Raw genomic sequence first — 22,300 nt, 5'->3', positions numbered from 1 at the left:
ACCGCCTTATGTTGATGTGGACGACCGGTTGGGAGCGGGAGCGGAAAACTGCCGGCCGAGCAGGGAGCCGACGGCCGCAACGGCCTCTGGCACCGCCCCGGCCACAGCTGGCGAGAGGCCGATGCCCTCGGACAGGTCTTCAGGGACACAGCCCACCACATACGTGGCAGGCAGGCTGTCGCCCATCGACCGGAGCCGAACCAATACGGCTGCCGGATCCATGCCGTGCGGGTCAAATGACGCCCTGCGGTCCAGGTCCGCCGAGTTGACCTGCAGCACGCGGATGCTGCCCGGGGCCGAGGTCCCGTCGGCCGGTACCGTGTCCACGAGGACCAGGGTGTCAACGCCGGCCAGGAGATCGTAGGCCAGGTGCATGCCGCGGATGCCGTAGTCCACCACCCGGACGCCGGGGGCCAGCGGCTGGGGCTGGGCGGCCAGGTGACGAGCCACCTCGGGGCCGAAGCCGTCGTCGTGCAGGAACATGTTTCCGACGCCGGCCACAAGGACACCGCCGGTGCGCTCGCCGGAGTCCTGGCCGCCGGAGTCGTGCGGCGCTGTCCCGGCCCTCCCGGCGGCGGTCACATCCGCCGCACTTTCATGTACCGCCGGATATCCGGAACTGCACGGATGCCGATGTAGATGCCCCAGAGGGCCATCGCCGCCACCACGGAAACAGTGGCCATTCCTATTGCCTTCATTGCGGGGGTTCCTTTCCGTCCAGCGGTTCCAGTTCGTCGGGCGCATAGTAGAAGGACCGGCCGTAGCCCTCATGGAGTTCAGCCGCCGGATCCTGCTCCAGCACGAGCCCGATGTGGGTGCTGCCGTCGACGTCGAAATGCACGCTGGTGACCCGCCCGGTCTGGCCGCCGAAGAACAGGTCCTGCGCGTCGGCGCGCCGCTTTGGGTGCACCCTGACCCGGCTGCCGCGCGCCACCGCGACGCCGTTGATCACGACGGCGTCCACGTCCGGCCGGACGCTGGCTTCCGCTTCGGGGTTCCACCAGGGAGCGTCCTCACTGGCCATGGTCCACGCGTCGGCGGGGTCCGCGGCGAACGCGTGCGGGTTCCGCAGGGCGCCGTGCAGCTGCTGGAGGTCCTCCGGCGACATCGCCTCGCAGCGGTCGATGACGGCGGCAGCCCGCGGGTCCGTCGCCCGCGCCTCGGCCTTTTCCTCGTCGGTCAGCGTCAGCACCCGCAGCGTGAGGATCTCGTCGATCTCGGTGGAGTCGTACAGTGCCACCGAACTTTCCGGGGCCACGGCGGGGTGGTCGTACAGAATAATCGGCGAGATCAGCAGCACGTCGGTCTGGCCCTCGGGCCCGGCCAGCACGGGCCAGCAGCGGTGCTGGGAACACAGCCCGGCTGCCGGCTGTGCCCACGCCGGCGGGTCCAGCAGCGAGACGAAATCCCCGTCCCGCACGCCGAGCAGTAGGTGCGCCCCGATGAACGAGGCCCCAATGGCGTCCTGCCGGTTCCCGGCAGGCACGGTATTGGCTGGCAGGGCACCGGCCGTGTTGGCCACGGTGACGCTGAGCCGCAGCAGCCCGCCGGGATCATCGGCGGCGGTGAGCCGCAGTTCACCGCGGAGGGCGCGACGGCGGCGCACCAGTCGGCCGGCCGGCCTCCCGGCGTCGTCCTTGAGTTCCTCGACGTCGAGCCCCTCCGGAACGTCCACGGGGAGGACCAGCCCGGCCCGGAGCTGGGCCACGGAGAAGGGGCCGAACGTGGTTTCCTGCTCGACTGCCTCGTCCCAGCTCAGCCAGTTCGCACCGCCCACGGCGAGGTTGTCCACGGGAGTGAACCCGCCGCCGTCGTCGGCTTTTTCTGCCGTCCGCGTCTGCAGCTGCAGGAAGCGGAAATGGATTTCCAGTCCGGCCTGCGATCCGGGGGCCAGCAGGCAGTCGGCGGACATGGAGGGTTCCTCCCCGCGGCCGTCCGCCGCGGCGTGCGGGGGACCCAGAATCCCGAACTGCCAGCGGGCCTGGTTCTTCTGCGAGGAGGCGCGGTAGGGATAGAGCAGGTAGCCCTCGTAGAGGACGGCGTCGGCGACTGCGCGTGCCAGGGCCAGGCCGGTGTTCATGGCCGTTCCCCGGACACATCGGCGGTGGCCTGGGCGAGCAGTTTCTCCATCGTGGCTTCCCAGGACGTGAGGCCGCGTGCGGACTTGTACCGGGCGAGCGCGGCCAGGACATCGCGGTCGAGACGGATCCAGCCGGCATTGGGGAAATACTGGTCCATCACGCTGCGCCAGGCGGCCACGGGCAGCCGGTAGGACGCCTCGAGGTCCCACGGCACCTGTTCCACCGTGAAGCCGGTCTGCCCCTTGGTGAAGACCGTGCCCGAGAACAGCAGCTCCAGGGGTATCTCGCCGTCGCGCAGGGCGTGCAGGTATTTGGCCGCTGCCACGTCGAAATCGAAGGTGCAGGGCAGCGGAAGGTCCACCTCGGTGCTGCCGCTGAAGCCCTGCACCATGGTGCTGCACTGCATCCAGACGAACGACTTGAGCGTGGTGGGCCAGCGGCCGCGGTCTCCGAAGAGGTCCAACAGGCCGGACTCCTCCTCGGGCGCGTAGCCGCGCCGCTGCGGCTGAATCCGGACCTGGCAGCGCAGCGCCACAGCGTGCACCACGGCAGCGGTACCCTCCGCCACCTGCAGCCTGGCCGTCAGCTGTGGCGCGGCGGCGTAGGGTTCGGGCCGGATCTCCAGCACGGAGAAGGAAAGCTCGGTCACCGGAAGCCTCCCGTGCCGCGTGATGCCCGGCCGCCGGAAGCCGTGCCGCCGGAAACCGTGCTGCCGGACTCTGCCGGGGCCGGAACGCTGCGGCGGGCGATCCGGTCGAAGAAAGCGGTGAGCTCGTCGCGTGCCTCCTGGCCGCCGTCGAACCCGCGCCAGAGGCGGCGCAGCCGGCCCACTAACTCGTAGCACGCGTCCACCGGAACGAGGTGGCAGTCCGCGGCGGCCCTGCCCGGACCAGGGCCGCGGATCAGCAGCGCCTCGGTGTCCGGCGCGGCCAAGCCGAGGGCCGGGTTGCAGGCCAGCACTGCGTCCCACGCGGCGAGGGGCAGTTCCGATTCCGTGGCCCCGGCCGGGCCCGGGTAGAACGCCACCGTGCGGCCGAGTTTGGAGCTGCGGAAAAAGAACGCCAGGCCCACCGGAATCTCCAGTTCGTCCCACTGCCCCGGGCCGAGATCGAAGTCGGGGAAGGAGAGGTACCGATCAGGCACCGAGCGGTAGCGCATATGGGCGCTGGCGTCGGTGAAGAGGAGGTAGCAGGGCCGGCAGGTGCACAGCATCGCGTGGCTCTCCAGGTCCACCACGTGCTGGTGTGCGCCGGGGATCGGTTCGCCGCACATTTCACAGCATTCCCCGGCGGCGGGAGCGGGCCGGTTCGAGGAAATCCGCCGCAGTAAGGCCACCGGCAAGGCGCCGGGGGCCTGGCCGGTCCCCGGGCCGCGTCCTGCACCTCCACCATTCCCCACGCTCATGTCAGCGGTCCTGTCCAGCGGCGGTCTGCAGTTCGGGCGCCGTGGCGGATGCCGGCATCGAGCCGGGCTCCGACAGCGCCGGCACGGGCTCCGCCGGTACCGGGGCCGGCGCCGCAGGCGAAGAAACCGGGGCCGGGTCCGCCGGCGCCGGTCCAAGCTCCGCCGGTCCAAGCTCCGCCGGTATTGGCGCCGCCGGGACAGGTTCCAGCCCGGCCGGCGTCACCAGCGGGAGTGCCTGTACCGGCGTTACGGCCACCGGGGTATCGGGCGCCGGGGCAACCGGCAGCGGCATGGATTGTACGGACGCCGTCGGGACCGCCACGGACATCACGCCGTTCCTGACCAGCAGCGGAAGCGGCTCCAAGTGCAGGCCCTTGTCCTCCAGGCACATGCCCGCCCGCCGCACGTCGAAGTGGCCGCGGCAGGTGGGGCAGGTGAGCAGGCCTCCGCCAACAGGTGCCGCAAGGGCGCGCTGCAGGACAGCACCGGCCATCGAACCGGTGCAGCGCGGGCAGTAGTCCCGGTACGCGTAGATGTCCTGCCCGGTGCGGCAGGCCAGCACCGCATAGCCGCCGACCAGGAAACCTGCCACCTCGCCGGGTTCGAGCCCGGCGATCTCCGGAACGGGTTCCCACGTGCCGCCGGACATGTCGTGCCAGGATTCCGCTGGGGTGCCGCCCGCCGGGTTGTTCACCCGGACCAGCAGCGAGTCCACCGGAATCAGCGCCGGGGAGCCCGGCTGCTTTTCCGCCTCGACGACGTCGATCGCCGTCACTTCCGGGGCGGCGTTCTGGATGGCCTCCTCGACGGCGTATTTGAGGGTGACGGACGACGACGGGCAGCCCTGGCAGGTGCCCAACAGCTTGAGCCGCACCACACCGTCAGGGCTGATGCCTTCCAGCTCCACGTCGCCGCCGTGGGAGCCCAGGTAGGGCCGGACGCTGTCCAGCGCCGCAGCCACCCGCGCCTCCATCGACTGGGGGTGCAGCCCGTGGATCACCAGAAGACCGGCCACCAGGCTGTCAGCGGTCAGCGCTTCCAGTGTGCCGCCGTCGAGCTTTCCCTGCGCCTGCAGGATTTCCATGATCCGCTGCAGTCCGGCGCCGTAGAGGTCTGTCACCTGCCGGACCAGGTCCTCGGCCCGGCCGCGGGCCACCGCCCCGCCGGCGCCGAGGGCGTCGAGGAGTGTGCCGATCTGGTCGCCGTTCTGCAGCGGCGGCCGGTCCCCGCCGAGCATGGCCTACTCGCCGGTCAGGGTCTGGGTGGGGGAGTGCAGCATGTCCAGCGTCTGCCCGTTGCCCAGGTACATGTGGACACCGCAGGGCAGGCAGGGATCGAAGCTGCGGACGGTGCGCATGATGTCGATGCCCTTGAAGTGCTCCCGGTCGTTCTCCTCGAAGATCGGCTGTCCCTGGACCGCGTCCTCATAGGGACCGGCCACGCCGTTGGAATCGGTGGGGCTGGCATTCCAGGGGGTGGGCGGGTACGGGTGGTAGTTGGCGATCTTGCCGTCGCGGATCACCATGTGGTGGGACAGGACGCCGCGGACCGCTTCTGTGAAACCGCAGCCGATGCCTTCATCGGGGACTTCGAACGTTTCCCAGGTCTTGGTGCGGCCGGCGCGGATTTCCTCGAGGGCCTTTTCCGCGAAGTGGAGTGCAGCAGCCGCGGCGTAGGCCTGGAAGTACGTGCGGGCACGGTTGCGTTCGAGCGTGTTGCTCCACTGCGGGATGTTCCACTCGAAGGTGACGGGTCCCTTCAGCGCGGTCTTGGGCAGGTTGATCTGCACGCTCGTGCCGGTGGCCTTGATGTAGCCGATGTCCACGAGCCCGGCGAGCGCCGTGGCCCAGAGCCGTGCCAGCGGGCCGCCGCCGGTGTCCAGGGCGAGGTTGTCCTGGCCGTCGAACCATCGCGGGGACATGACCCAGCTGTACTTGTCTGAGAGGTCGCGCTTCTGCGGCCGCGGGTTGGTGTGCTGGTTCCAGGGGTGCCGGCGATCCACCGGGTTGCCCAGCGGATCGTGCGTGACGAACATTTCCTGGCCCTCCCAGTCCTCGTAGTACGAGGAGCCGAGCATGATCCGCAGGCCCAGGTTGATCCGCACCAGGTCGGTGGTGACCAGCTTGCCGTCCACCACCACGCCAGGCGTGACGAACATCTTCCGGCCCCACTCGGTCATGTCCTTGTACTCGAAGTTGCAGTAGTCCGGGTCCTGCAGCGAGCCCCAGCAGCCCAGCAGCGTCCGCCGGAGCCCCACCTGCTCGTAGCCCGGCAGTGCTTCGTAGAAGAAATCGAACAGGTCGTCGTGCATGGGGACGACCTTCTTCATGAATTCGACGTAGCGCATGAGCCGGGTGAGGTAGTCCGTCATCAGCTGGATGGTGGCCACTGTCCCCACGCCGCCCGGGTAGAGCGTGGACGGGTGCACGTGCCGGCCTTCCATGAGGCAGAACATTTCGCGGGTGGCGCGGCTGACCTGCAGCGCTTCGCGGTAGAACTCGCCGGTAAACGGGTTCAGCGAGCGCATGATGTCGGCAATGGTCCGGTAGCCGTGGTCGGCCTCGTGGGGTGCTCTGGTGTTCTCCGCCCTGGCGAGGACGCCGGGGTTGGTTTCGGAGACCATCTTTTCGCAGTAGTCCACGCCAACGAGGTTTTCCTGGAAGATGTTGTGGTCGAACATGTACTCGGCGGCTTCGCCCAGGTTGACGATCCATTCGCCGAGGTTCGGGGGTTTGACGCCGTAAGCCATGTTTTGCGTGTAGCAGGAGCAGGTGGCGTGGTTGTCGCCGCAGATCCCGCAGATGCGGCTGGTGATGAAGTGGGCGTCCCTTGGGTCCTTGCCTTTCATGAAGAGGGAGTAACCGCGGAAAATCGAGGAGGTGCTCTTGCATTCCACGACCTGGTTGTTCTCGAAGTCGATCTTGGTGTAGATGCCGAGGCTGCCGACGATCCTGGTGATGGGATCCCAGTTCATTTCCACCAGGTTGCTGTTACCCGTTCCGCTTCCGGAACCCATGGGAATTGTGGACGTCATTGTCTTCGCCTGTCTGGACGTGGGTGGGTTACCAGGTGCGCCGGGCCCCGGTGAGGAGCTCAGGTCCGGGCCGGCGCCACTTGGGCTCCTGGTCCAGGGTGTGCGTCGTAATGCCCCGCAGGGTCCGGATGGCGGAGCCGTAGGGCCTGATGGTGCTGGTGGAAAACTTGCCGCCGGGAGGCTCATCCATGAAGGGCATGAACTTGTCCGGGAAGCCGGGCATGGTGCAGCCGATGCAGATGCCGCCGACGTTGGGGCAGCCGCCGATGCCGTTCATCCAGCCGCGCTTGGGCACGTTGCACTTCACCACGGGACCCCAGCAGCCGAGCTTGACGATGCACTTGGGGGAACCGTACTCCGTGGCGAAGTCGCCCTGCTCGTAGTAGCCGGCCCGGTCGCAGCCCTCGTGGACCGTCTTGCCGAAGAGCCACGTGGGACGCAGGGCCTCATCCAGCGGAATCATCGGTGCCTGGCCGGTGGCCTGGTAGAGCAGGTAGGTCATGGTTTCGGAAAGGTTGTCAGGCTGGATCGGGCATCCGGGCACGCACACGATGGGAATGCCGGCCTTGGACTTCCAGTCGTAGCCGAGGTAGTCCGGGACGCCCATGGCGCCGGTCGGATTTCCTGCCATGGCATGGATGCCGCCGTAGGTGGCGCAGGTTCCGGCGGCGATGATGGCGGTGGCCTTGGGAGCCAGGCGGTCCAGCCACTCGCTGGTGGTGATCGGCTGCCCGGTCTCGAGGTCATTGCCGAACCCGCACCAGTAGCCGCCGGGGTCGTGGAGTTTCTCGTTGGGGATGGAGCCCTCCACCACCAGCACGAACGGTTCCAGTTCACCGCGGTCCGCCTTGCGGAACCACTCCAGGAAATCGTCGGCCCCTTCCTGCGGGCCGCATTCAAAGTCGATCAGGGGCCAGTGCATGGCGATCTTCGGCAGGCCGGGCAGCGCCCCGAGGGCGATCTCCTCGACGCTCGGCTGGGTGGCCGCCGTCAGCGCCACCGAGTCGCCGTCACAGCTGAGCCCTGCATTGATCCACAGCACGTGGATGAGGGCTTCTTCGGCCTTAAGGGAGGTTTCCGTAGGCATCGTTGCCTCTTTCAGTGCCCCTTTGGGGGCTCAGTGTGCTTCTGTCAGGGAACCGGCCAGGGGTTCTGGTCGGGCAGCCCCGGGGGCTGGCGCCGCCGCATGGGAGGTGGCGCCGTCGAGCCAGCCGTACCAGGCTGCGAGGCCTTCGCCGGTGGTGGTGGACAGGGTGAGGAATTCGGCCCGCGGATTGATCTGCCGGATGCGCCGCAGGCACTGGTCGACGTCGAAGTCGACGTAGGGGAGCAGGTCCGACTTGTTGACGATCACGAGGTCGGCTGCCATGAACATGTGCGGATATTTCTGGGGTTTATCATCACCTTCCGTTACCGAGACGATCACCACCTTGGCTGTTTCGCCGAGGTCAAAAAGCGCGGGGCAGACGAGGTTGCCCACATTTTCGATGAAGACCGTGGAGCCCGGCGCCGGGGACAGCGCATCAAGGCCATGCCGGAGCATGTCGGCGTCGAGATGGCAGCCCGCGCCGGTGTTGATCTGGATGACCGGGCGTCCGGTAGCGCGGATGCGATCAGCGTCGAGGGACGTCTCCTGGTCACCCTCGATGACGCCTGCGTTGAGGCGCCCGCCAAGCTCCATCAGGGTGCGGACCAGGAGGGTGGTCTTGCCCGCGCCCGGCGAACTCATGACGTTGAACGCGCGGACTCCCCGGCCGGCAAGCCAGCCGCGGTTCGTGGCGGCCAGCAGGTCGTTCTTGGCCAGCAGGTTCTGCTCGAGCACGATGGTCTCCGCGCCGGGATCCGCGTGGGGGTGCCCGTTCGCATGCCCGTGGTGGTGCTCAGGGGAGTCTGCATGCTCGTGGGTGTAGGTGCGCCCGTGCTCATCGGTATGGCTGTGCACGTGCCGGAGCCCGGATGTTTGCAGTTCGCCTGCGAGGTTTGAAATGCGGGTGCCGGCCTCGTCGCCGCAACCGCACGTTGTACACATGTCCTATGCCACCTCCACGGACATCAGCATCAGCTCACGGCCGCTGAGGACTTCGACGTCCGCGCTTCCGCAAGGGCAAAGCAGAATGAGATCGCTCAGGGTGAATTCATCCTGACAGGTGCGGCACCGCCCCCGGCCCTGCGGCTCCTCGATCTGCAGCCGCGCGCCGGCCAGCGGAGTGCCCGCCGCTGCCACGTCAAAACAAAAGCGCACGGCATCAGCCAGTACGCCGGAAAGGGGACCGATCTTCAGGTTGACCGCCGTGACCGTCCGTTCGCCTGTGCGGTTGAGAACGGCGTCGACAAGGCCCTGCGTGATGGAGAGTTCGTGCATGATCGCGCCCCTTCCTGCCAAGATAGGCCCGCCCCAGACAAAACGCAACCGTCCGTATTCCGCCCCGTTCCTCCCCGCGCGAACGTACAGTTAAGGTCCCTGCGGAGTGGCATTTTGGGGCCACAAGTGTACGTTCGCGCTGTGTCCGTGCGTGTTGTGTCTTTCGCGCTGTGCCCTTCACACGCCGCGCTAGGGTTGAAGGATGCCGTCCTTCCAGACCAGACTCAAGATCACCGGGCTGAAGCCGGGCAACCCTCCCGAAGCCGTGATGGACACCGCTGTGGAGGCGCTGCGGTCGCGGCACCATGTGGAATCGCACCAGCTGGAACTGGCCGGCGGCGTGCCGCAGCTGAACCTGCGGTTCCTCGTGGAGCCCTCCGAATACAACGGTGAGAACAGCGCGGCGCTGGAATCGGCAGCCGTGATGCGCGACGCCGTCGAACGCGTTGCCCTGACCGGCTCGCTTTCGGTGCTCCGCCGCAGCCGCGGCCGCTGGGCGCCCGTCTAGGGTTTAGGCGTTGAAGGCTTAGGCGCCCGGTGTCTGGGTGCCCGGGCCGGGGGCGCTGCCTGGTTCGTCCACCGGGGACCTGTCGCCGCGCCGGCGGGTGACGATCAGGCCCACGAGGGCGCCGATCACCAGGCCGACGGCCACCCCGATCAGCGAACTCGCCCAGAAGGGCAGCCGTGTGGCGGAGCCTGTGAAGTAGCCGAGGCCCACGAGCCACGTCGCCCACAGCACCGCTCCCAGCCCGGCGCACAGGCTGAAGCCCCGGGTGGAGACGTCGGCGATGCCCGCGGCGGCCGATGTCGCCAGCCGGCCCCCCGGGATGAACCGGGCCCCGATGATGGTGCCGTACGCGGAGGACCGGCCCGCCTTGGCGATGGCTTCGTGGATGCCCCGGTGGATTTTCCGGCCCCAGGTCCAGCGGTCCAGGATATGGCTCAGCCGGCGCTTGAACAGTTGGAACACCACCATGTCGCCCAGCCACGATGCGGTAGCGGACAGGATGCCGACCAGGAAGAGGTTGGCCCGGCCCGCGGCGGAAAGGGCACCGCCCGTGATCAGCACCATCTCGGACGGGATCGGCGGAAAGATGGCATCGCCGAGGACAGCGGGAATGATCCAGAAGTAGATCGCCGTGCTCCACGTGTCCGGATTGCCGAAGTCCATCTGCACAACGTACCGCACACGGAACGCTGGCGGACCCTCTACGCCTGGGCAGCCCCTACGCCTGGCCGTTGGACAGCGCCACACTGGCTGCATGCGGATAGAGATCGTTGAAGGTGACATCACCGGACGGCCGGTGGACGCGGTGGTGAATGCTGCCAACTCCTCGCTGCTGGGCGGCGGCGGCGTGGACGGGGCGATCCACCGTGCGGCTGGGCCGGAACTGCTGGCCGCCTGCCGCGAGCTGAGGGCGACGACGCTCCAGGACGGGCTGCCGGTGGGCGCGGCCGTGGCCACGCCAGGGTTCGGCCTGCCGGCGCGATGGGTCATCCACACCGTTGGTCCCAACCGCCACGCCGGGCAGACCAACCCGGCGCTGCTGGCGTCCTGCTTCACCGAGAGCCTGCGGGTTGCCGGGGGCCTGGGTGTCCGGTCGCTGGCCTTTCCCGCGGTGAGCGCCGGGGTCTATGGCTGGGACGCCCGCCAGGTGGCGCAGGTTGCTTTCGACGCTGTCCGGTCCTATGCCGCCCGTTCTGCCGAAGGCGGCGTGGAGCTGGTGGAGTTCGTGCTGTTCAGCCCGGATACCGCGGCGGTCTTCCGGGATGTCCTTGAGAGTGCTGGCTAGGGGACTTCGCTCAGCTGGAGGCGGCTGCGGTATTCGACCGGCTCTTTGGTGATGGGGTCCACGAACCGGATGCCGCGGGCCAGCAGCTGGAGCGGCTTGGTGTAGTCGTCCGGCGCCTTGTCCAGCAGCTCGGGATAGAACGAATCGTGCAGGATGCCCAGCCCCAGGGAGGCCATGTGCACCCTGAGCTGATGGGTCTTGCCCGAGTGCGGCTCAAGCCGGTACAGCCCACGCCGCTGCGAACTTGCCGAACCGGGGGCACCTGCGGAACTGCCGGCGTCGTACGTTTTCAGCAGTTCAATGCGGGTCTCCGCATTGGGTTCACCGTCGATGACCTCCGCGAGGAGGTAGCTGCGGGATTTGGTCATCCGGTTCCGCACCACCACGGGGAAGTCGACGGCGGCATATCCTTCTGCCGGTTCCGCGGCGGCCACGCACTCGTACTCTTTCCGGACCTGGCGCTTCTCGAAGAGCACCTGGTACTTACCTCGGGTCTCCGGGTTGGTTGAGAGCAGCAGGATGCCGGCGGTCATGCGGTCCAGGCGGTGCATGGGGATCAGGTCCGGCAGGTCCAGCTGGTTCCGGAGCCGGACGAGGGCTGATTCCTGGATGTAGGTGCCGCCCGGGGTGGTAGGCAGGAAGTGGGGCTTGTCCACCACGAGGATGTGCTCGTCCTGGTGCAGGATGCTCAGCTCGACAGGCAGCCGCGTTTCCGGCGGGAGCGTGCGGTAGTACCAGATGAAGGTGTGGTCCTCGAGCCTGGTGCCGCGGTGCAGGGGGATGCCGCCCTCGCCCACGATCTCGCCGGCGTCGAACCTGTCCTCGATGCCCTGGGGGTCGATGTGGCCCCAGCGGTGCATCATGTAGTCCATTGCGGTGTCCCACGGGCCCTCGTCCGGGAGGCGCAGGCGGGTTGCGTTCACGCCGTCGCGCACGGGGAGGGGGGATTGCATCACTGGTCCATTCTACTTTGTGCCCGGTTCCTGCTTGCTGCCCGGACCTCGGCCCGGTCCGCCCGTTTCGACGGTTCCCCGCGCATACGACGATCCGCGCCGTCGATCGGGCAGGGAACCGTCGAAACGGGCTGCCGCGGCAGAAGGTGAACTACCACCTTAAGGCACTCGAGCGGCACGGCCTGGTCGAGCTGGTGGAGGAACGCCGCAAGGGCAACGTCACCGAGCGTGTGCTGCGCGCCACCGCTGCCTCCTACCTCATCTCCCCGGTGGCGCTTCAGTCGGTGGCGCCGGATCCGCGCCGTTTCGCGGACCGGTTCTCGGCCTTCTGGCTGCTGGCGCTCGCCGGCCGCATGGTCCAGGAAATGGGGAAGCTCATCGCCGGTGCCGCGGCCGCGCGGCAGAAACTGGCCACATTCGCTATCGACGGCGAAATCACCTTCCGCACCGCCGCGGACCGGGCCGCCTTCGCCGAAGACCTGGGCGTGGCGGTCGCCCGGTTCGTGAACAAATACCACCACGGTGGCGCCGGCGGATGGAAGCACCGGCTCGTCGTCGCCGGTCGACGGCGGCCGGGCCAGGCTCCACTACGTCCACAGTGGCATCTTCGCGGACGACTGGGACCAGCAGTACGACCGCGCCAGCACTTCGACGGCCAGCCCGTTGTTTTCACGGATATCCAGGGGCCGGCCGCTTCACAGACGCCTGACGGCTTTGCCCGGCTCAAGAAGGCGCTCGGCGTGGACGGTGCGTCGCAAGGTGACAGTGCTGAGGTGGAGGTCGACGGCGTTGGGCGGCTCACGGGGCAGGTGGACTCTTCCAGCGCGAACTTCCTGGGCCTCCGGACCGGGGATACCCTCTACCGTTTCTTCGGCCGCAACGCGTTCGGCGCACCCGTGGGCATGACCGTCCACGACTTCAGCGGCAGCGGCGATTCCGGAGCCACTGCCCAGGCCTGGGGTGCGTTGCTCGGGAAGGTCTACGCGTAGTCTCTCAGGCCGTCCAGCCGCGGATCATCGCGTCCAGCGCCGAAGAGTACGCCGCCGGCCAGTCGGTTTCCGGCGGGCCGACGCGCGCCAATTCCAGGCTCACGAGGCCATGGACCTGTCCCCAGATGGCCGTGGCCACTGCTTCCACCGGTGCCTGCAGCAAGGTGCCCGCGGACTGCGCCGACGCCACCGCCTCAACCAGGGGCGCCATGGCACCGGCGGCGACCTCGGGGCTCGGCTGGCACTCGGTGTAGGCGGCCATGGCGCCGCCGAACATCAGGCGGTACAGGGCCTGGTGCTCCAAGGCCCAGGTCCTGTATGCCACTCCGAGGCTGCGGAGCCCGCCGGGTGCGGCGGCCTGCTGGGAATCGTGAAAGGACCGGAATCCGTGGTCCATCACGGCCGTCAGGAGCTGCGATTTCCCGCCGAAGAGCGAGTAGATGGCGGTGGTGGAGGTCTGCGCGGCTGCTGCCACGTCGCGCAGTGCCACCCGGCCGGGCCCCTCCCTGGCGACAAGGTCGGCCGTGGCGGTGAGAAGGTCCTGCCGGAGGGCATCGTTGTGCAGTACAGGTCTTGCCATGGGTTCCATTGTTTCATAACATCGTTTCGTAACTTAGTTATGAAACATTGTTATCCAACGTCTTGTACAACATTCCAGGGAACCTTGGTTCCGGAAATGAGCGTCCCCATGAGCCAGAACGTATCTCCGGGTCGATATACCGCCGACGTGCAGCGCGGGTCCGTGACCGTCTTCCTCATCGGCATGCGGGCGAACCGGTGGTGGAAGGTGGGAACGGTGGCTAAGACCGCCGCGGCCATGCCCCGGATGCTCCGTCACCTCGCCGGGAACCCGGCGTCGGGCATGCTGGGCTGCGAACAGTGGTTCGGGCGCACAACCGTCATGGTCAGTTACTGGGAAAGCCCGGAGCACCTGCAGAAGTTTGCGGCTGACCGGGAGTCGCCGCACCTGGAGCCGTGGCGCCGGTTCATGAAGGAGGTGGCCGGTTCAGGGGATGTGGGTGTGTGGCATGAGACTTACCACGTGCCTGCCGAGGGGATCGAGACCATCTACAACGGCATGCCGCTCTTCGGCCTGGCGAAGGCCACGGCACAGGTCGCCGTCGGGCCGGGCACCAACACGGCCCGGCAGCGCATCGGGCGGCCGGCGGCACCCTGTGCAGGCACGCGGCCGGCCGGCAGGGTGTGAACTGAGGCAGCTTCCCGCCCTGCTGCATACCTGCCCTGCGACGCGCTATTCGCCGGACGACGCGCATATTGCCGTGGGACACCCGAATTCCCGCGTCGCCAGGCACTATCGGCGTCGCCAGACAGTATCCGCGTCGCCGGGTGCTATCCGCGTCGTGGGGCCGGGCGCTGTCCCCAGCCCCACGACGGAGCTCAGGCGATGGCGGCGGTGGGGGAGTCCCTGAGGGTCCGCCGCAGCTGCGGGGCGGCATCCAGCCTGTCCTGACCAGCGCGCAGCGCGAGAACCGCGGTCTCCAGCTGGTCCGGCGGCAGCGTGAACGGAATGCGGAGGAAGTTCTCAAACACCCCGCCCACGCCGAAGCGCGGCCCGGCGGCGAGGCGGATGCCGAATTCCGGGGCGATGACGGCGAGGGCCGTGCTGCTGGGTGACGGCAGCCGGCACCAGACGGCCAGGCCGCCGTCGGGCCTTTCCGCCTCCCACCGCGGAAGGTGGGCCTTGAGCAGCTCCAGCAGCGCGGAGCGGTTCTGGCGGAGCGCGGACAGGCGGGCGGGCAAAGGGTCGGCCAGGTTCCGCACCAGATGCGCCGCCGCCAGCTGTTCCACCACCGGACCGCCCAGATCCATCGTGGTGCGGACCGCCGCGAACCGCTGGACCAGGCTCTCCGACGCGCGGATCCAGCCCGTGCGCATGCCCGCCCAGTGGGACTTGCTCAGCGAGCCGATGGACACCACTGATGAACTGAAGGAAGCCAGCGGAGCCGTTGTGCCGCCGTCGAGGTTCAGCGCACGGAGAGTCTCATCCACCACGAGGACCGTGCCCGACGCCGCGGCGGCGCCGACCAGCCGGCGGCGCTGCGCGTCCGGCATGAGCCGGCCGGTGGGGTTGTGGAAATCCGGGACCGTGTAGAACATGCGGGGCCGCTGCTGCATCAGGGCCGACTCGATCGCGTCCAGGTCCCAGCCCCGCTCGGACGCGGGCGGAAGGGACGCCGGCACCATGCGGCAGCCCGTGGCGCGGATGGCGTCGAGCGCGTTCGGGTAGGTCGGCTGCTCGACGAGGACCTTGTCCTGCTTGCCGACCAGCGCCCGCAGCACGATGTTGAGCGCATGCTGTGCGCCGGACGTCACGAGGATCTGCCCGGCCGTGGTGGGCACGCCGGCGTCGGCATAGTGGCCGGCAATCGCCTCCCGAAGGGCCGGCACGCCGAGGGCGTCGTAGCCGAAGCCGGGCAGCAGGGCGGGCAGCTCGGTGAGGGCCGCTGCGAAGGCCTGGTGGACCGCCTCGCCGCTGGCAGGGAGCGACGCGTACGCCAGGTCGATGACGCCGTCGGGAACCGCCAGGCCCGGCGCCCCTGACAATCCGGCCCGCGAGTCCCGACCCTGTCCTGCAGTGTAGGCCGTCTGCGGCAGGCAGGTACGGCCGCGAGTGCCCTGGCCGCTGCTCAGGAACCCCTGTTCGCGCAGGCTGGAATACGCCGCCGTCACAGTGGTGCGGCTGACGGCGAGGGTGGCGGACAGTGTCCGTTCGCTGGGCAGTGCGGTCCCCAGAGGGATGCGCCCGTCCAGAACCAGAAGACGCACGACGTCGGCCAGCTCGCGGTAGGCGGGAGCGTTGCCGCGGTGCCACTGGCCCAGAAGACGGGCGAGGGCGGTGGGTGTGAGTGAGCCGGACATGAGGCCAGTATTTCAAACTGGCCATGGAAAACAAGGCCAGTTCTGCCGCAATATGGTTCAATGATGATCCGCAGACTTGTACAGCTCTTCACCGGCCTCGCCATGTACGGCATTTCGCTGGCCCTGTTTATCCGGGCCGGACTCGGGCTGGACCCCTGGGACGTGTTCCACCAGGGTGTTGCCGGCAAGACCGGCCTGAGCATCGGCGTCGTGGTCATCATCCTCAGCTTCCTCGTGCTCCTGCTGTGGATTCCGCTGCGCCAGAGGCCGGGCTTCGGCACGCTGTGCAATGCCGTCCTCGTGGGCGTGTTTGCCGACGTGGGGCTCGCCCTGATCCCCGCGTTCTCCCACCTTGGCGGCCAGATCGCGATGCTGGGCGGTGCGGTGGTGCTGAACGGGATTGCCTCCGCCTGCTACATCGGCGCCCGTTTCGGCCCCGGCGCCCGCGACGGGCTCATGACCGGCCTGGCCCGGCGCACGGGCTGGTCCGTGCGCCTGTCCCGGACACTGATTGAGGTACTGGTGCTCGGTGCAGGCTGGCTCTTGGGCGGCTCGGTCGGCGTGGGAACTGTGGTTTATGCGCTGGCGATCGGTCCGCTGGTGCAGCTGCTCCTGCCGTACTTCATGGTCCCGGCCCAGGAACCGGCAGCAGCCGCCGGAACCGTGAAAGCCGCCGGTCCAAAGCCCGCGGACCGCGAGGCCCGGCCGGAGGAACCGGTCGCCGCTTCCTGACGCGCATTTTCTCGGAGGATGCGCAACCGGCATGAGGACGCTCTCATATGCGCGTCCTCATGCCGTTTGTGTGTCCCGGGGCCTCATAGATCTCACACTTCGGAGCCGTCCAACAAGGGCTGGCACTTGGGGCAGAAGTAGATGTCGCGTTCCTCGGTCACCCCGGGCGCACTGCCCGCGCCGGACGGGCCGCCGCCTCCGGGCACGGCCATTCCCGCACCACTGTTGCCCGGACGACGGCCCGGCACGCTTTTCCCCAGCACGCCGTGCCGGATGGGGGTCCGGCAGCGAAGGCACGGCTGGTGCTCACGCCGGTACACCCAGTAGCCGGGGCGGCCTGCCGCCCGGCCCACGGGGGTTCCGCGGGCGTTGAGCAGTGTGGTTCTGCGGCCCGGTCCGAGGTTCGCCTCGAGCAACTGCTTGGCGTCCGCGAACATGGCCGGCCAGTCCTTCACCGCGGAGGCGGGCGACGCCGGGTGGATGCCGGCCAGGAAGCACACCTCGCAGCGGTAGATGTTCCCGATGCCCGCGAGGTTGCTCTGGTCCAGCAGGGCCACGCCCACCGGCACGTCCGGCTTCGCCGACACGCGCCGCTCCGCCTCGGCCGGGTCCCAGTCCGGACCCAACAGGTCCGGGCCAAGGAACCCCACAGCCTTGTCCTCCTCGCTGGTTTTGATCACCTCGAGCAGGCCAAGGGAAAATCCGACGGCGTCTGCCGCGGCGGTGCGAAGCACGCACCGGGCCGTGAATCCCGGCTTCCGCCACCTGCCGCCCGGCGGGTAGATCTGCCAGCTGCCCTCCATCTTCAGGTGCGAGTGGATGGTCAGCCGCTCCTGGGCGGGGCCTGCCAGCCGCATCAGCAGGTGCTTGCCGCGGGGGACAACCTCCTCCATGGTCCAGCCGGCCAGGTTCAGCGTGGCGAAGCGGGGCACGCGGAAGTCGGAGGCGAGAAGCTTCTGGCCGGCGAGGGCTGTGTGCAGCTGGTTGGCGGCCTGCCAGACGGAGTCGCCTTCAGGCACGGATCCTCAGCCCCTTCGGTGTGGAGTAGGCGCCGGCGGCAGTCAGGGCCGACGCCGTGGGGGTGTCGAGGATGTCATGGCCGTTGACCTTTTCCATGACGAGCTTGTCCACAGCCCCCCGTTTCACTGCGTCCACGAGGGCACCGGCAGCGGCGGCGAGGACGGATTCGTCCTCGGTGAACACCAGCAGCGTCTTGCCTCCCCGTTCGACATACAGCACCAGTGCGCCGTCGACCAGCACCACGAGGGCGCCGGCCTTCCGCCCCGGTCGGTGCCCGCTGCCGGCTTCGACATTGCCGGCAGGCCACGGCAGGGCAGCGCCGTACGGGTTGGCCGGGTCTGTTGCCGCGAGGGCCAGCGCCACGGGGTCCGACTTCGCCAGCTGGGCGTCCTCGGTGTACGAGCGCAGCCGGTCGACGGTTGCGGGCACGGCGAACTGGGCGGCACCGAGATGCTCGATGAAGTACCCCCGCCGGCACCGCCCGGCTTCCTCCAGCCGGGCCAGGACCTTGTACATGAGGCCGAATCCGCCCAGGATGTTCTCGGCCATGACTGATCCGCGCGTGACCACACCGTATCTGTCCAGCAGCAGCTCGGCGGTAGCACGGGCGTGGATGGTGGGATCGAGCTCGGGCATCGGCAGCGCGGACCACCGCCCCGCAGCGAGCGGCGGGGTGGGCACGGCGCCACCGGGGGACCCGTACCGTCCGCCCGACAGTCCCGGCGAGCCGAGCAGGCCCGTGCCGTGCGACCGTCCCAGCCGGCTGAGGCGCGGTGCCCTCGCCCGCGGCGCCCGCGCAACCTGTTTGTGGGCGGTGTGCCCGCCGGCGATCAGGGCCCGGACCGGGGCGAACGTGTCCCCAGTGACCCGGCCGGCCCACGCCAGATCCCAGAGGGCGGACACGACGTCCTGGTCGCCCAGCACCGCGTCCATGCCGCCGGCAATGTCCGTCAGCTGCCGGAAAAAGTAGCCGCCGCCGTTGGCCTGAAGGTGGTCCAGCAGCCGCCGCTGGGCGTCGCCCGGTTCAAAGTCGGGCGCCGGGTTCAGCGTCAGTTCCACCGAATCGGCCAGGTGCAGGCTGATCCAGCCGTCGTTGCCCGGCAGCGCACCGGCACCCGACCAGAGGACCTCGCCCGCGGCCATGAGCTCGTCCAGCATGGCGGGCTGGTAATTGGACACCCGGCTGGCGAGTACCAGCGGTTCCCAGGCCGAGGCAGGGATGGGCACGCCGGAGAGCTGGTCCACGGCGGTGATGATGCCGTCGAGTCCGCGCAGCGCCGGCTGTCCCCGTCCCGCGCCGGGAGTGCGGACATTCTGCCACGACGGCAGGAACCTGCCGTAGGCCGTGATGTCCACGGGCTCCACCTCGGCCCGCAGCGCGGCGAGCGAACGGCGGCGGAGTTTGCGGAGGACTTCGGCGTCGCACCATTCGCTGCCGGAGAGGGACACTGCGGCTGAGGCGACTGCCGATGCGGCCGCCGCTTCCGCGACGGGATCAAGCGCGGATTCGGAATCAGACTCGGACAGAGTGGCAACGGCGCTTTCGCCGGCGGGGGGCTCGGCGTGGGGCCGGAACTCGCCTTCCACCACGCGGCCGTCGGCCGCCAGCCGCTTCAGTGCAGTTCCGACGACGGCGGCACCGAGTCCCAGCCTGGCCGCGGCTTCAGTGGCGGTGAACGGGCCATGCGTACGGGCGTACCGCGAGACGAGGTCGCCCAGCGGGTCGGCCACCGGCTCGATGAAGGCAAGCGGAACGCCCATGGGCAGCGGGACACCGATGGCGTCGCGGAGCCTGGCCGCATCCTCCACGGCGGCAAAGCGTTCGACGCCGGCGATGGTCACCTTGATTGCCCGGTTCGCCCGCTGCAGGGCGGCGAGATGGGCGGCGGCCTCCGCAACTGTGGCCTCGGCGGGCCCGGTTTCGGCGGGCTCAACCAGCGGCGTGTCCGTGGTTCCGGCTGCCTCGACCGGCGGGGCGAGCCGGGCCGCGACCTCCAGGGGGTCCAGGGGACCGAGCAGCCGGAGGAGATCGGCCACGCCCTCCAGGCCGCGGACCTTACGGTCGGGGGCAAGGCGCTGCAGTTCGCGTTCGGTGGCGTCGATGACCCGGGCGTCCAGAAGCTCGCGCAGTTCCACGCGGCCCAGGAGTTCATTGAGCAGCGTGGAGTCCAGCGCCAGTGCGGCCGCCCGGCGTTCGGCGAGCGGGGAATCACCCTCGTACAGGAATTGCGCCACGTAGCCGAACAGCAGCGACTTCGCGAACGGGGACGGCTGCTGCGTGGTGGTCTGCACAATCCGGAGTTCACGCCGCTCCACCGACGCGGCGATATCCTTCAGCGCCGGAAGGTCGTACACATCCTGCAGGCATTCGCGGACGGTTTCCAGCACGATCGGGAACGACGGGTACTTCCGGGCCACATCCAGCAACTGTGCGGACCGCTGGCGCTGCTGCCACAGCGGCTGCCGCTTACCGGGGGTCTGCCGGGGCAGCAGCAGTGCCCGCGCCGCACATTCGCGGAAGCGCGACGCGAACAGGGCACTGCCGCCCACCTCGGCGGTGACAATCTGCTCCAGTTCCTCGGGATCGAAGAGGAACAGTTCGGCGCCGGGAGGTTCGTCCTCCATCATGGGCACGCGCAGCACGATGCCGTCGTCGGCGGCCATGGCGGACCCGTCCAAGCCGTAGCGCTGGTGCAGCCGCTGGCCCACGGCGAGGGCCCAGGGTGCGTGGACCGGCATGCCGAACGGGCTGTGCAGGATGACCCGCCAGTCGCCGAGTTCGTCGTGGAAGCGTTCCACCACCAGGGTGGTATCGCTGGGGACGACCTCTGTGGCCAGCTTCTGTTCGGACAGGTACTGCAGGAGGTTGTTGGCGGCGAAGTCGTCAAGGCCGCTGGCCTTGCAGCGTTCGGTGGCAGGGCCGACGTCGGACGCGGACAGTTCGCGGACAAACGCGCCAAGGGCGCGTCCCAGGTCCACGGGGCGCCCCAGCGAGTCGCCTTTCCAGAAGGGCAGCTTGCCGGGCTGGCCGAAGGCGGGGGAGACGAGCACGCGGTCGTGCGTGATGTCCTCGATCTTCCAGCTGGTGGCGCCCAGCGCAAAGATGTCGCCGACGCGGGATTCGTAGACCATCTCCTCGTCGAGCTCGCCGACCCGCCGGCCGCCCTTGGCCGGGGCGGTGCCCGGACCCTTGCCGCCAGAGGGGCCCGCAGGTGAGGCCGATCCCTCCGTCTCCGTACCGATGATGTAGACGCCGAACAGTCCGCGGTCCGGGATGGTGCCGCCGGACGTGACCGCCAGCCGCTGGGCGCCGGGCCTGCCCTCGATGGTCCCGGCGTTGCGGTCCCAGACGATCCGGGGCCGGAGCTCGGCGAATTCATCCGAGGGGTAGCGCCCGGCCAGGAGGTCGAGTGTGGCCTCAAAGGCGGAGCGGGGGAGCGAAGCGAACGGGGCCGAGCGGCGGACTGTGGAGAACCATTCCTCCACATCGATGCTGCCCAGGGCGGTGGCCGCGACGGTCTGCTGGGCCAGGATGTCCAGCGGGTTGGCCGGCACGCTCAGCCGCTCGATCTTGCCGTCCAGCATGCGCTCAACGGTGATGGCGGTGTGCACGAGGTCGGCCCGGTGCTTGGGGAACAGATAGCCCTGGGAGATCTCGCCCACCTGGTGTCCGGCGCGGCCCACGCGCTGCAGTCCGCTGGCCACCGACGGCGGCGACTCGACTTGGACCACGAGGTCCACGGCACCCATGTCGATGCCGAGTTCCAGCGAGGACGTGGCCACCACGCAGCGCAGCCGGCCGGACTTGAGATCGTCCTCGATCAGGGCGCGCTGGTCCTTGGACACGGAGCCGTGGTGGGCCCGGGCCAGCAGCGGATCGGCCCCGGCGGTGCTGCCCGCATGCGCCATCATGTGCGCCGGTGTGGCGGTGGACGCCGGAACACCGGCGGGCGGGGGCGGAGCGGGGTCATCCCAGCCGCCGCCCACTGTCAGGAGCTGGCGTTCGGCATGGATCTCGTTGAGCCGCGCGGTCAGGCGTTCCGCCAGCCGGCGCGAGTTGGCAAAGACGATGGTGGACTGGTTGGCCAGGACCAGGTCCACGATCTTTTCCTCCACATGGGGCCAGATGGAGGCCTGCGGCTGCAGCCCGGAGGCCGGCCCGGAGTCGAAGGCTCCGGCGGCGCCCTGCAGATCGGACATGTCCTCCACCGGGACGGACACCGTGAGGTCCCAGTTTTTCCGCGAAGGCGGTGCCACGATCTCCACCGGCGACGAACCGGCCAGGAACTGCGCCACGAGTTCCCGCGGCTCCACGGTCGCCGAGAGCCCGATTCTCTGCGCCGGTGCGGGCAGCAAAGCGTCGAGCCGCTCCAGCGAGACGGCGAGATGCGCGCCCCGCTTGGTTCCGGCCACCGCGTGGACCTCGTCCACGATGACGGTGTCCACCTCGCTGAGGGTTTCGCGCGCCCTGGAGGTGAGCATCAGGAAGAGGGACTCGGGGGTGGTGATCAGGATGTCCGGCGGGTTGCTGAGCAGGGCGCGGCGGTCCGCGGCGGGGGTATCGCCGGACCGGACACCAACGGTGATCAGTGGCGCCGGCAGGTCCAGCCGTTTGGCCGTCTGCGTGATGCCGATGAGGGGCGAGCGGAGGTTGCGTTCGACGTCGACGCCAAGCGCCTTGAGCGGGGAGATGTACAGTACGCGGGTTTTCCGCTTGGGCTTCCGGGCCCGGGACTGCTTGGCCTTGGCGCCGGCAGGGGCCTCTTCGAGGCCGGGCAAAGCGGCAGCCGGTGCAGCAGACCCGGACACCAGGAGCCGGTCCAGCGCCCAGAGGAACGCGGCGAGGGTCTTGCCGGAGCCGGTGGGCGCAACAACAAGGGCATGCGAGCCGGACGAAATCGCGTTCCAGGCGCCCTGCTGGGCGGGGGTGGGCTCGGAAAACGCACCGAGGAACCACTCCCTGGTGGGCCGGCTGAACTGGCCCATCGGGTCCCCGGCGGACGTGCCGGTGGAGGTACCGGCGGGCTCCTGCGACTGCATGCCTCCATCATG

20 protein-coding genes and 2 pseudogenes are annotated in these 22,300 nt (G+C 69.0%); 6 read left to right on the top strand and 16 right to left on the bottom strand.

Annotation, left to right across the window (positions count from 1 at the left end):
• Positions 1–6 precede the first annotated feature (6 nt).
• From ACFVTE_RS00515 to ACFVTE_RS00470, 10 genes are all read right to left on the bottom strand, one after another.
• Complete coding sequence (locus ACFVTE_RS00515) at positions 7–582, bottom strand: hydrogenase maturation protease (RefSeq protein WP_387095368.1); 576 nt, start codon at positions 580–582, stop codon at positions 7–9.
• Positions 579–698, bottom strand: coding sequence for a DUF6893 family small protein (locus ACFVTE_RS00510; protein ID WP_387095365.1), 120 nt, complete (start codon positions 696–698; stop codon positions 579–581). Before ACFVTE_RS00510 ends, ACFVTE_RS00515 begins: the two co-directional genes overlap by 4 nt.
• Complete coding sequence (locus tag ACFVTE_RS00505; protein WP_387095362.1) at positions 695–2,080, bottom strand: hypothetical protein; 1,386 nt, start codon at positions 2,078–2,080, stop codon at positions 695–697. Before ACFVTE_RS00505 ends, ACFVTE_RS00510 begins: the two co-directional genes overlap by 4 nt.
• Positions 2,077–2,730 carry a DUF6084 family protein gene (locus ACFVTE_RS00500; RefSeq protein ID WP_387095359.1) on the bottom strand — a complete coding sequence of 218 codons (654 nt, stop codon included), beginning with the start codon at positions 2,728–2,730 and terminating at the stop codon, positions 2,077–2,079. Before ACFVTE_RS00500 ends, ACFVTE_RS00505 begins: the two co-directional genes overlap by 4 nt.
• A complete protein-coding gene (locus ACFVTE_RS00495; RefSeq protein WP_387095356.1) occupies positions 2,727–3,353 on the bottom strand; it encodes a DUF5947 family protein in 627 nt (208 codons plus the stop codon). Before ACFVTE_RS00495 ends, ACFVTE_RS00500 begins: the two co-directional genes overlap by 4 nt.
• A 133-nt stretch (positions 3,354–3,486) precedes the next feature.
• Positions 3,487–4,722, bottom strand: coding sequence for a NifU family protein (locus tag ACFVTE_RS00490; protein ID WP_387095353.1), 1,236 nt, complete (start codon positions 4,720–4,722; stop codon positions 3,487–3,489).
• A gap of 3 nt (positions 4,723–4,725) precedes the next feature.
• The gene (locus tag ACFVTE_RS00485) at positions 4,726–6,519 is read right to left on the bottom strand and encodes a nickel-dependent hydrogenase large subunit (RefSeq protein WP_387095351.1); all 1,794 of its coding nucleotides are present in this window, start codon (positions 6,517–6,519) and stop codon (positions 4,726–4,728) included.
• A 28-nt stretch (positions 6,520–6,547) separates the two neighbouring features.
• On the bottom strand, positions 6,548–7,606 hold the full coding sequence (locus tag ACFVTE_RS00480; protein WP_307025352.1) for a hydrogenase expression protein HypE: 1,059 nt from the start codon (positions 7,604–7,606) through the stop codon (positions 6,548–6,550).
• A gap of 30 nt (positions 7,607–7,636) precedes the next feature.
• Positions 7,637–8,461 (bottom strand): hydrogenase nickel incorporation protein HypB, encoded by an 825-nt coding sequence (gene hypB, locus ACFVTE_RS00475; RefSeq protein ID WP_387095348.1) that lies wholly within the window; start codon positions 8,459–8,461, stop codon positions 7,637–7,639.
• Positions 8,462–8,551: 90 nt separating this feature from the next.
• Entirely contained in the window at positions 8,552–8,881 is a 330-nt protein-coding gene (locus ACFVTE_RS00470; RefSeq protein ID WP_387095345.1) for a hydrogenase maturation nickel metallochaperone HypA, read from the bottom strand.
• A 202-nt stretch (positions 8,882–9,083) separates the two neighbouring features.
• On the opposite strand from ACFVTE_RS00470, the gene ACFVTE_RS00465 reads away from it, so the two are divergent.
• Positions 9,084–9,389, top strand: a complete 306-nt coding sequence (locus ACFVTE_RS00465; RefSeq protein ID WP_387095342.1) for a hypothetical protein — start codon at positions 9,084–9,086, stop codon at positions 9,387–9,389.
• Between the two features lie 18 nt (positions 9,390–9,407).
• Here ACFVTE_RS00465 and ACFVTE_RS00460 read toward each other — a convergent pair whose 3' ends face one another.
• The gene (locus ACFVTE_RS00460; protein WP_387095339.1) at positions 9,408–10,052 is read right to left on the bottom strand and encodes a DedA family protein; all 645 of its coding nucleotides are present in this window, start codon (positions 10,050–10,052) and stop codon (positions 9,408–9,410) included.
• Between the two features lie 91 nt (positions 10,053–10,143).
• Between ACFVTE_RS00460 and ACFVTE_RS00455 the strand changes: the two genes are divergently transcribed.
• Entirely contained in the window at positions 10,144–10,674 is a 531-nt protein-coding gene (locus tag ACFVTE_RS00455) for an O-acetyl-ADP-ribose deacetylase (protein ID WP_387095336.1), read from the top strand.
• On the opposite strand, the gene ACFVTE_RS00450 is transcribed toward ACFVTE_RS00455, so the two are convergent.
• Complete coding sequence (locus ACFVTE_RS00450) at positions 10,671–11,627, bottom strand: RluA family pseudouridine synthase (protein WP_387097085.1); 957 nt, start codon at positions 11,625–11,627, stop codon at positions 10,671–10,673. The two genes, ACFVTE_RS00455 and ACFVTE_RS00450, sit on opposite strands and share 4 nt — an antisense overlap.
• A gap of 17 nt (positions 11,628–11,644) precedes the next feature.
• Between ACFVTE_RS00450 and ACFVTE_RS00445 the strand changes: the two are divergent.
• Positions 11,645–12,187: pseudogene (locus ACFVTE_RS00445) on the top strand (hypothetical protein); the annotation flags it as partial.
• A pseudogene (locus tag ACFVTE_RS00440) lies at positions 12,186–12,616 on the top strand (SRPBCC domain-containing protein); the annotation flags it as partial. The pseudogenes ACFVTE_RS00445 and ACFVTE_RS00440, both read left to right, overlap by 2 nt.
• A 4-nt stretch (positions 12,617–12,620) precedes the next feature.
• On the opposite strand, the gene ACFVTE_RS00435 reads toward ACFVTE_RS00440, so the two are convergent.
• Positions 12,621–13,196, bottom strand: a complete 576-nt coding sequence (locus ACFVTE_RS00435; RefSeq protein WP_387095333.1) for a TetR-like C-terminal domain-containing protein — start codon at positions 13,194–13,196, stop codon at positions 12,621–12,623.
• 108 nt (positions 13,197–13,304) lie between these two features.
• Here ACFVTE_RS00435 and ACFVTE_RS00430 point away from each other — a divergent pair, with 108 nt between their 5' ends.
• On the top strand, positions 13,305–13,823 hold the full coding sequence (locus ACFVTE_RS00430; protein ID WP_387095330.1) for a DUF4188 domain-containing protein: 519 nt from the start codon (positions 13,305–13,307) through the stop codon (positions 13,821–13,823).
• Between the two features lie 191 nt (positions 13,824–14,014).
• On the opposite strand, the gene ACFVTE_RS00425 is transcribed toward ACFVTE_RS00430, so the two are convergent.
• Positions 14,015–15,496, bottom strand: coding sequence for a PLP-dependent aminotransferase family protein (locus ACFVTE_RS00425; protein ID WP_387095327.1), 1,482 nt, complete (start codon positions 15,494–15,496; stop codon positions 14,015–14,017).
• Between the two features lie 60 nt (positions 15,497–15,556).
• Between ACFVTE_RS00425 and ACFVTE_RS00420 the strand changes: the two genes are divergently transcribed.
• Positions 15,557–16,228, top strand: a complete 672-nt coding sequence (locus tag ACFVTE_RS00420) for a YitT family protein (RefSeq protein ID WP_387095324.1) — start codon at positions 15,557–15,559, stop codon at positions 16,226–16,228.
• Between the two features lie 92 nt (positions 16,229–16,320).
• On the opposite strand, the gene ACFVTE_RS00415 is transcribed toward ACFVTE_RS00420, so the two are convergent.
• Together ACFVTE_RS00415 and ACFVTE_RS00410 are read right to left on the bottom strand one after the other, a co-directional pair.
• Positions 16,321–17,247, bottom strand: a complete 927-nt coding sequence (locus ACFVTE_RS00415) for an Fpg/Nei family DNA glycosylase (protein ID WP_387095321.1) — start codon at positions 17,245–17,247, stop codon at positions 16,321–16,323.
• On the bottom strand, positions 17,240–22,288 hold the full coding sequence (locus ACFVTE_RS00410; protein WP_387095318.1) for an ATP-dependent helicase: 5,049 nt from the start codon (positions 22,286–22,288) through the stop codon (positions 17,240–17,242). Before ACFVTE_RS00410 ends, ACFVTE_RS00415 begins: the two co-directional genes overlap by 8 nt.
• Positions 22,289–22,300 lie beyond the last annotated feature (12 nt).

This window comes from Arthrobacter sp. NPDC058097, from assembly GCF_042884885.1.
GTDB lineage: Bacteria > Actinomycetota > Actinomycetes > Actinomycetales > Micrococcaceae > Arthrobacter.
Note: the sequence above shows the minus strand (reverse complement) of the source record. Positions and strands in the feature narration are given on the sequence as shown.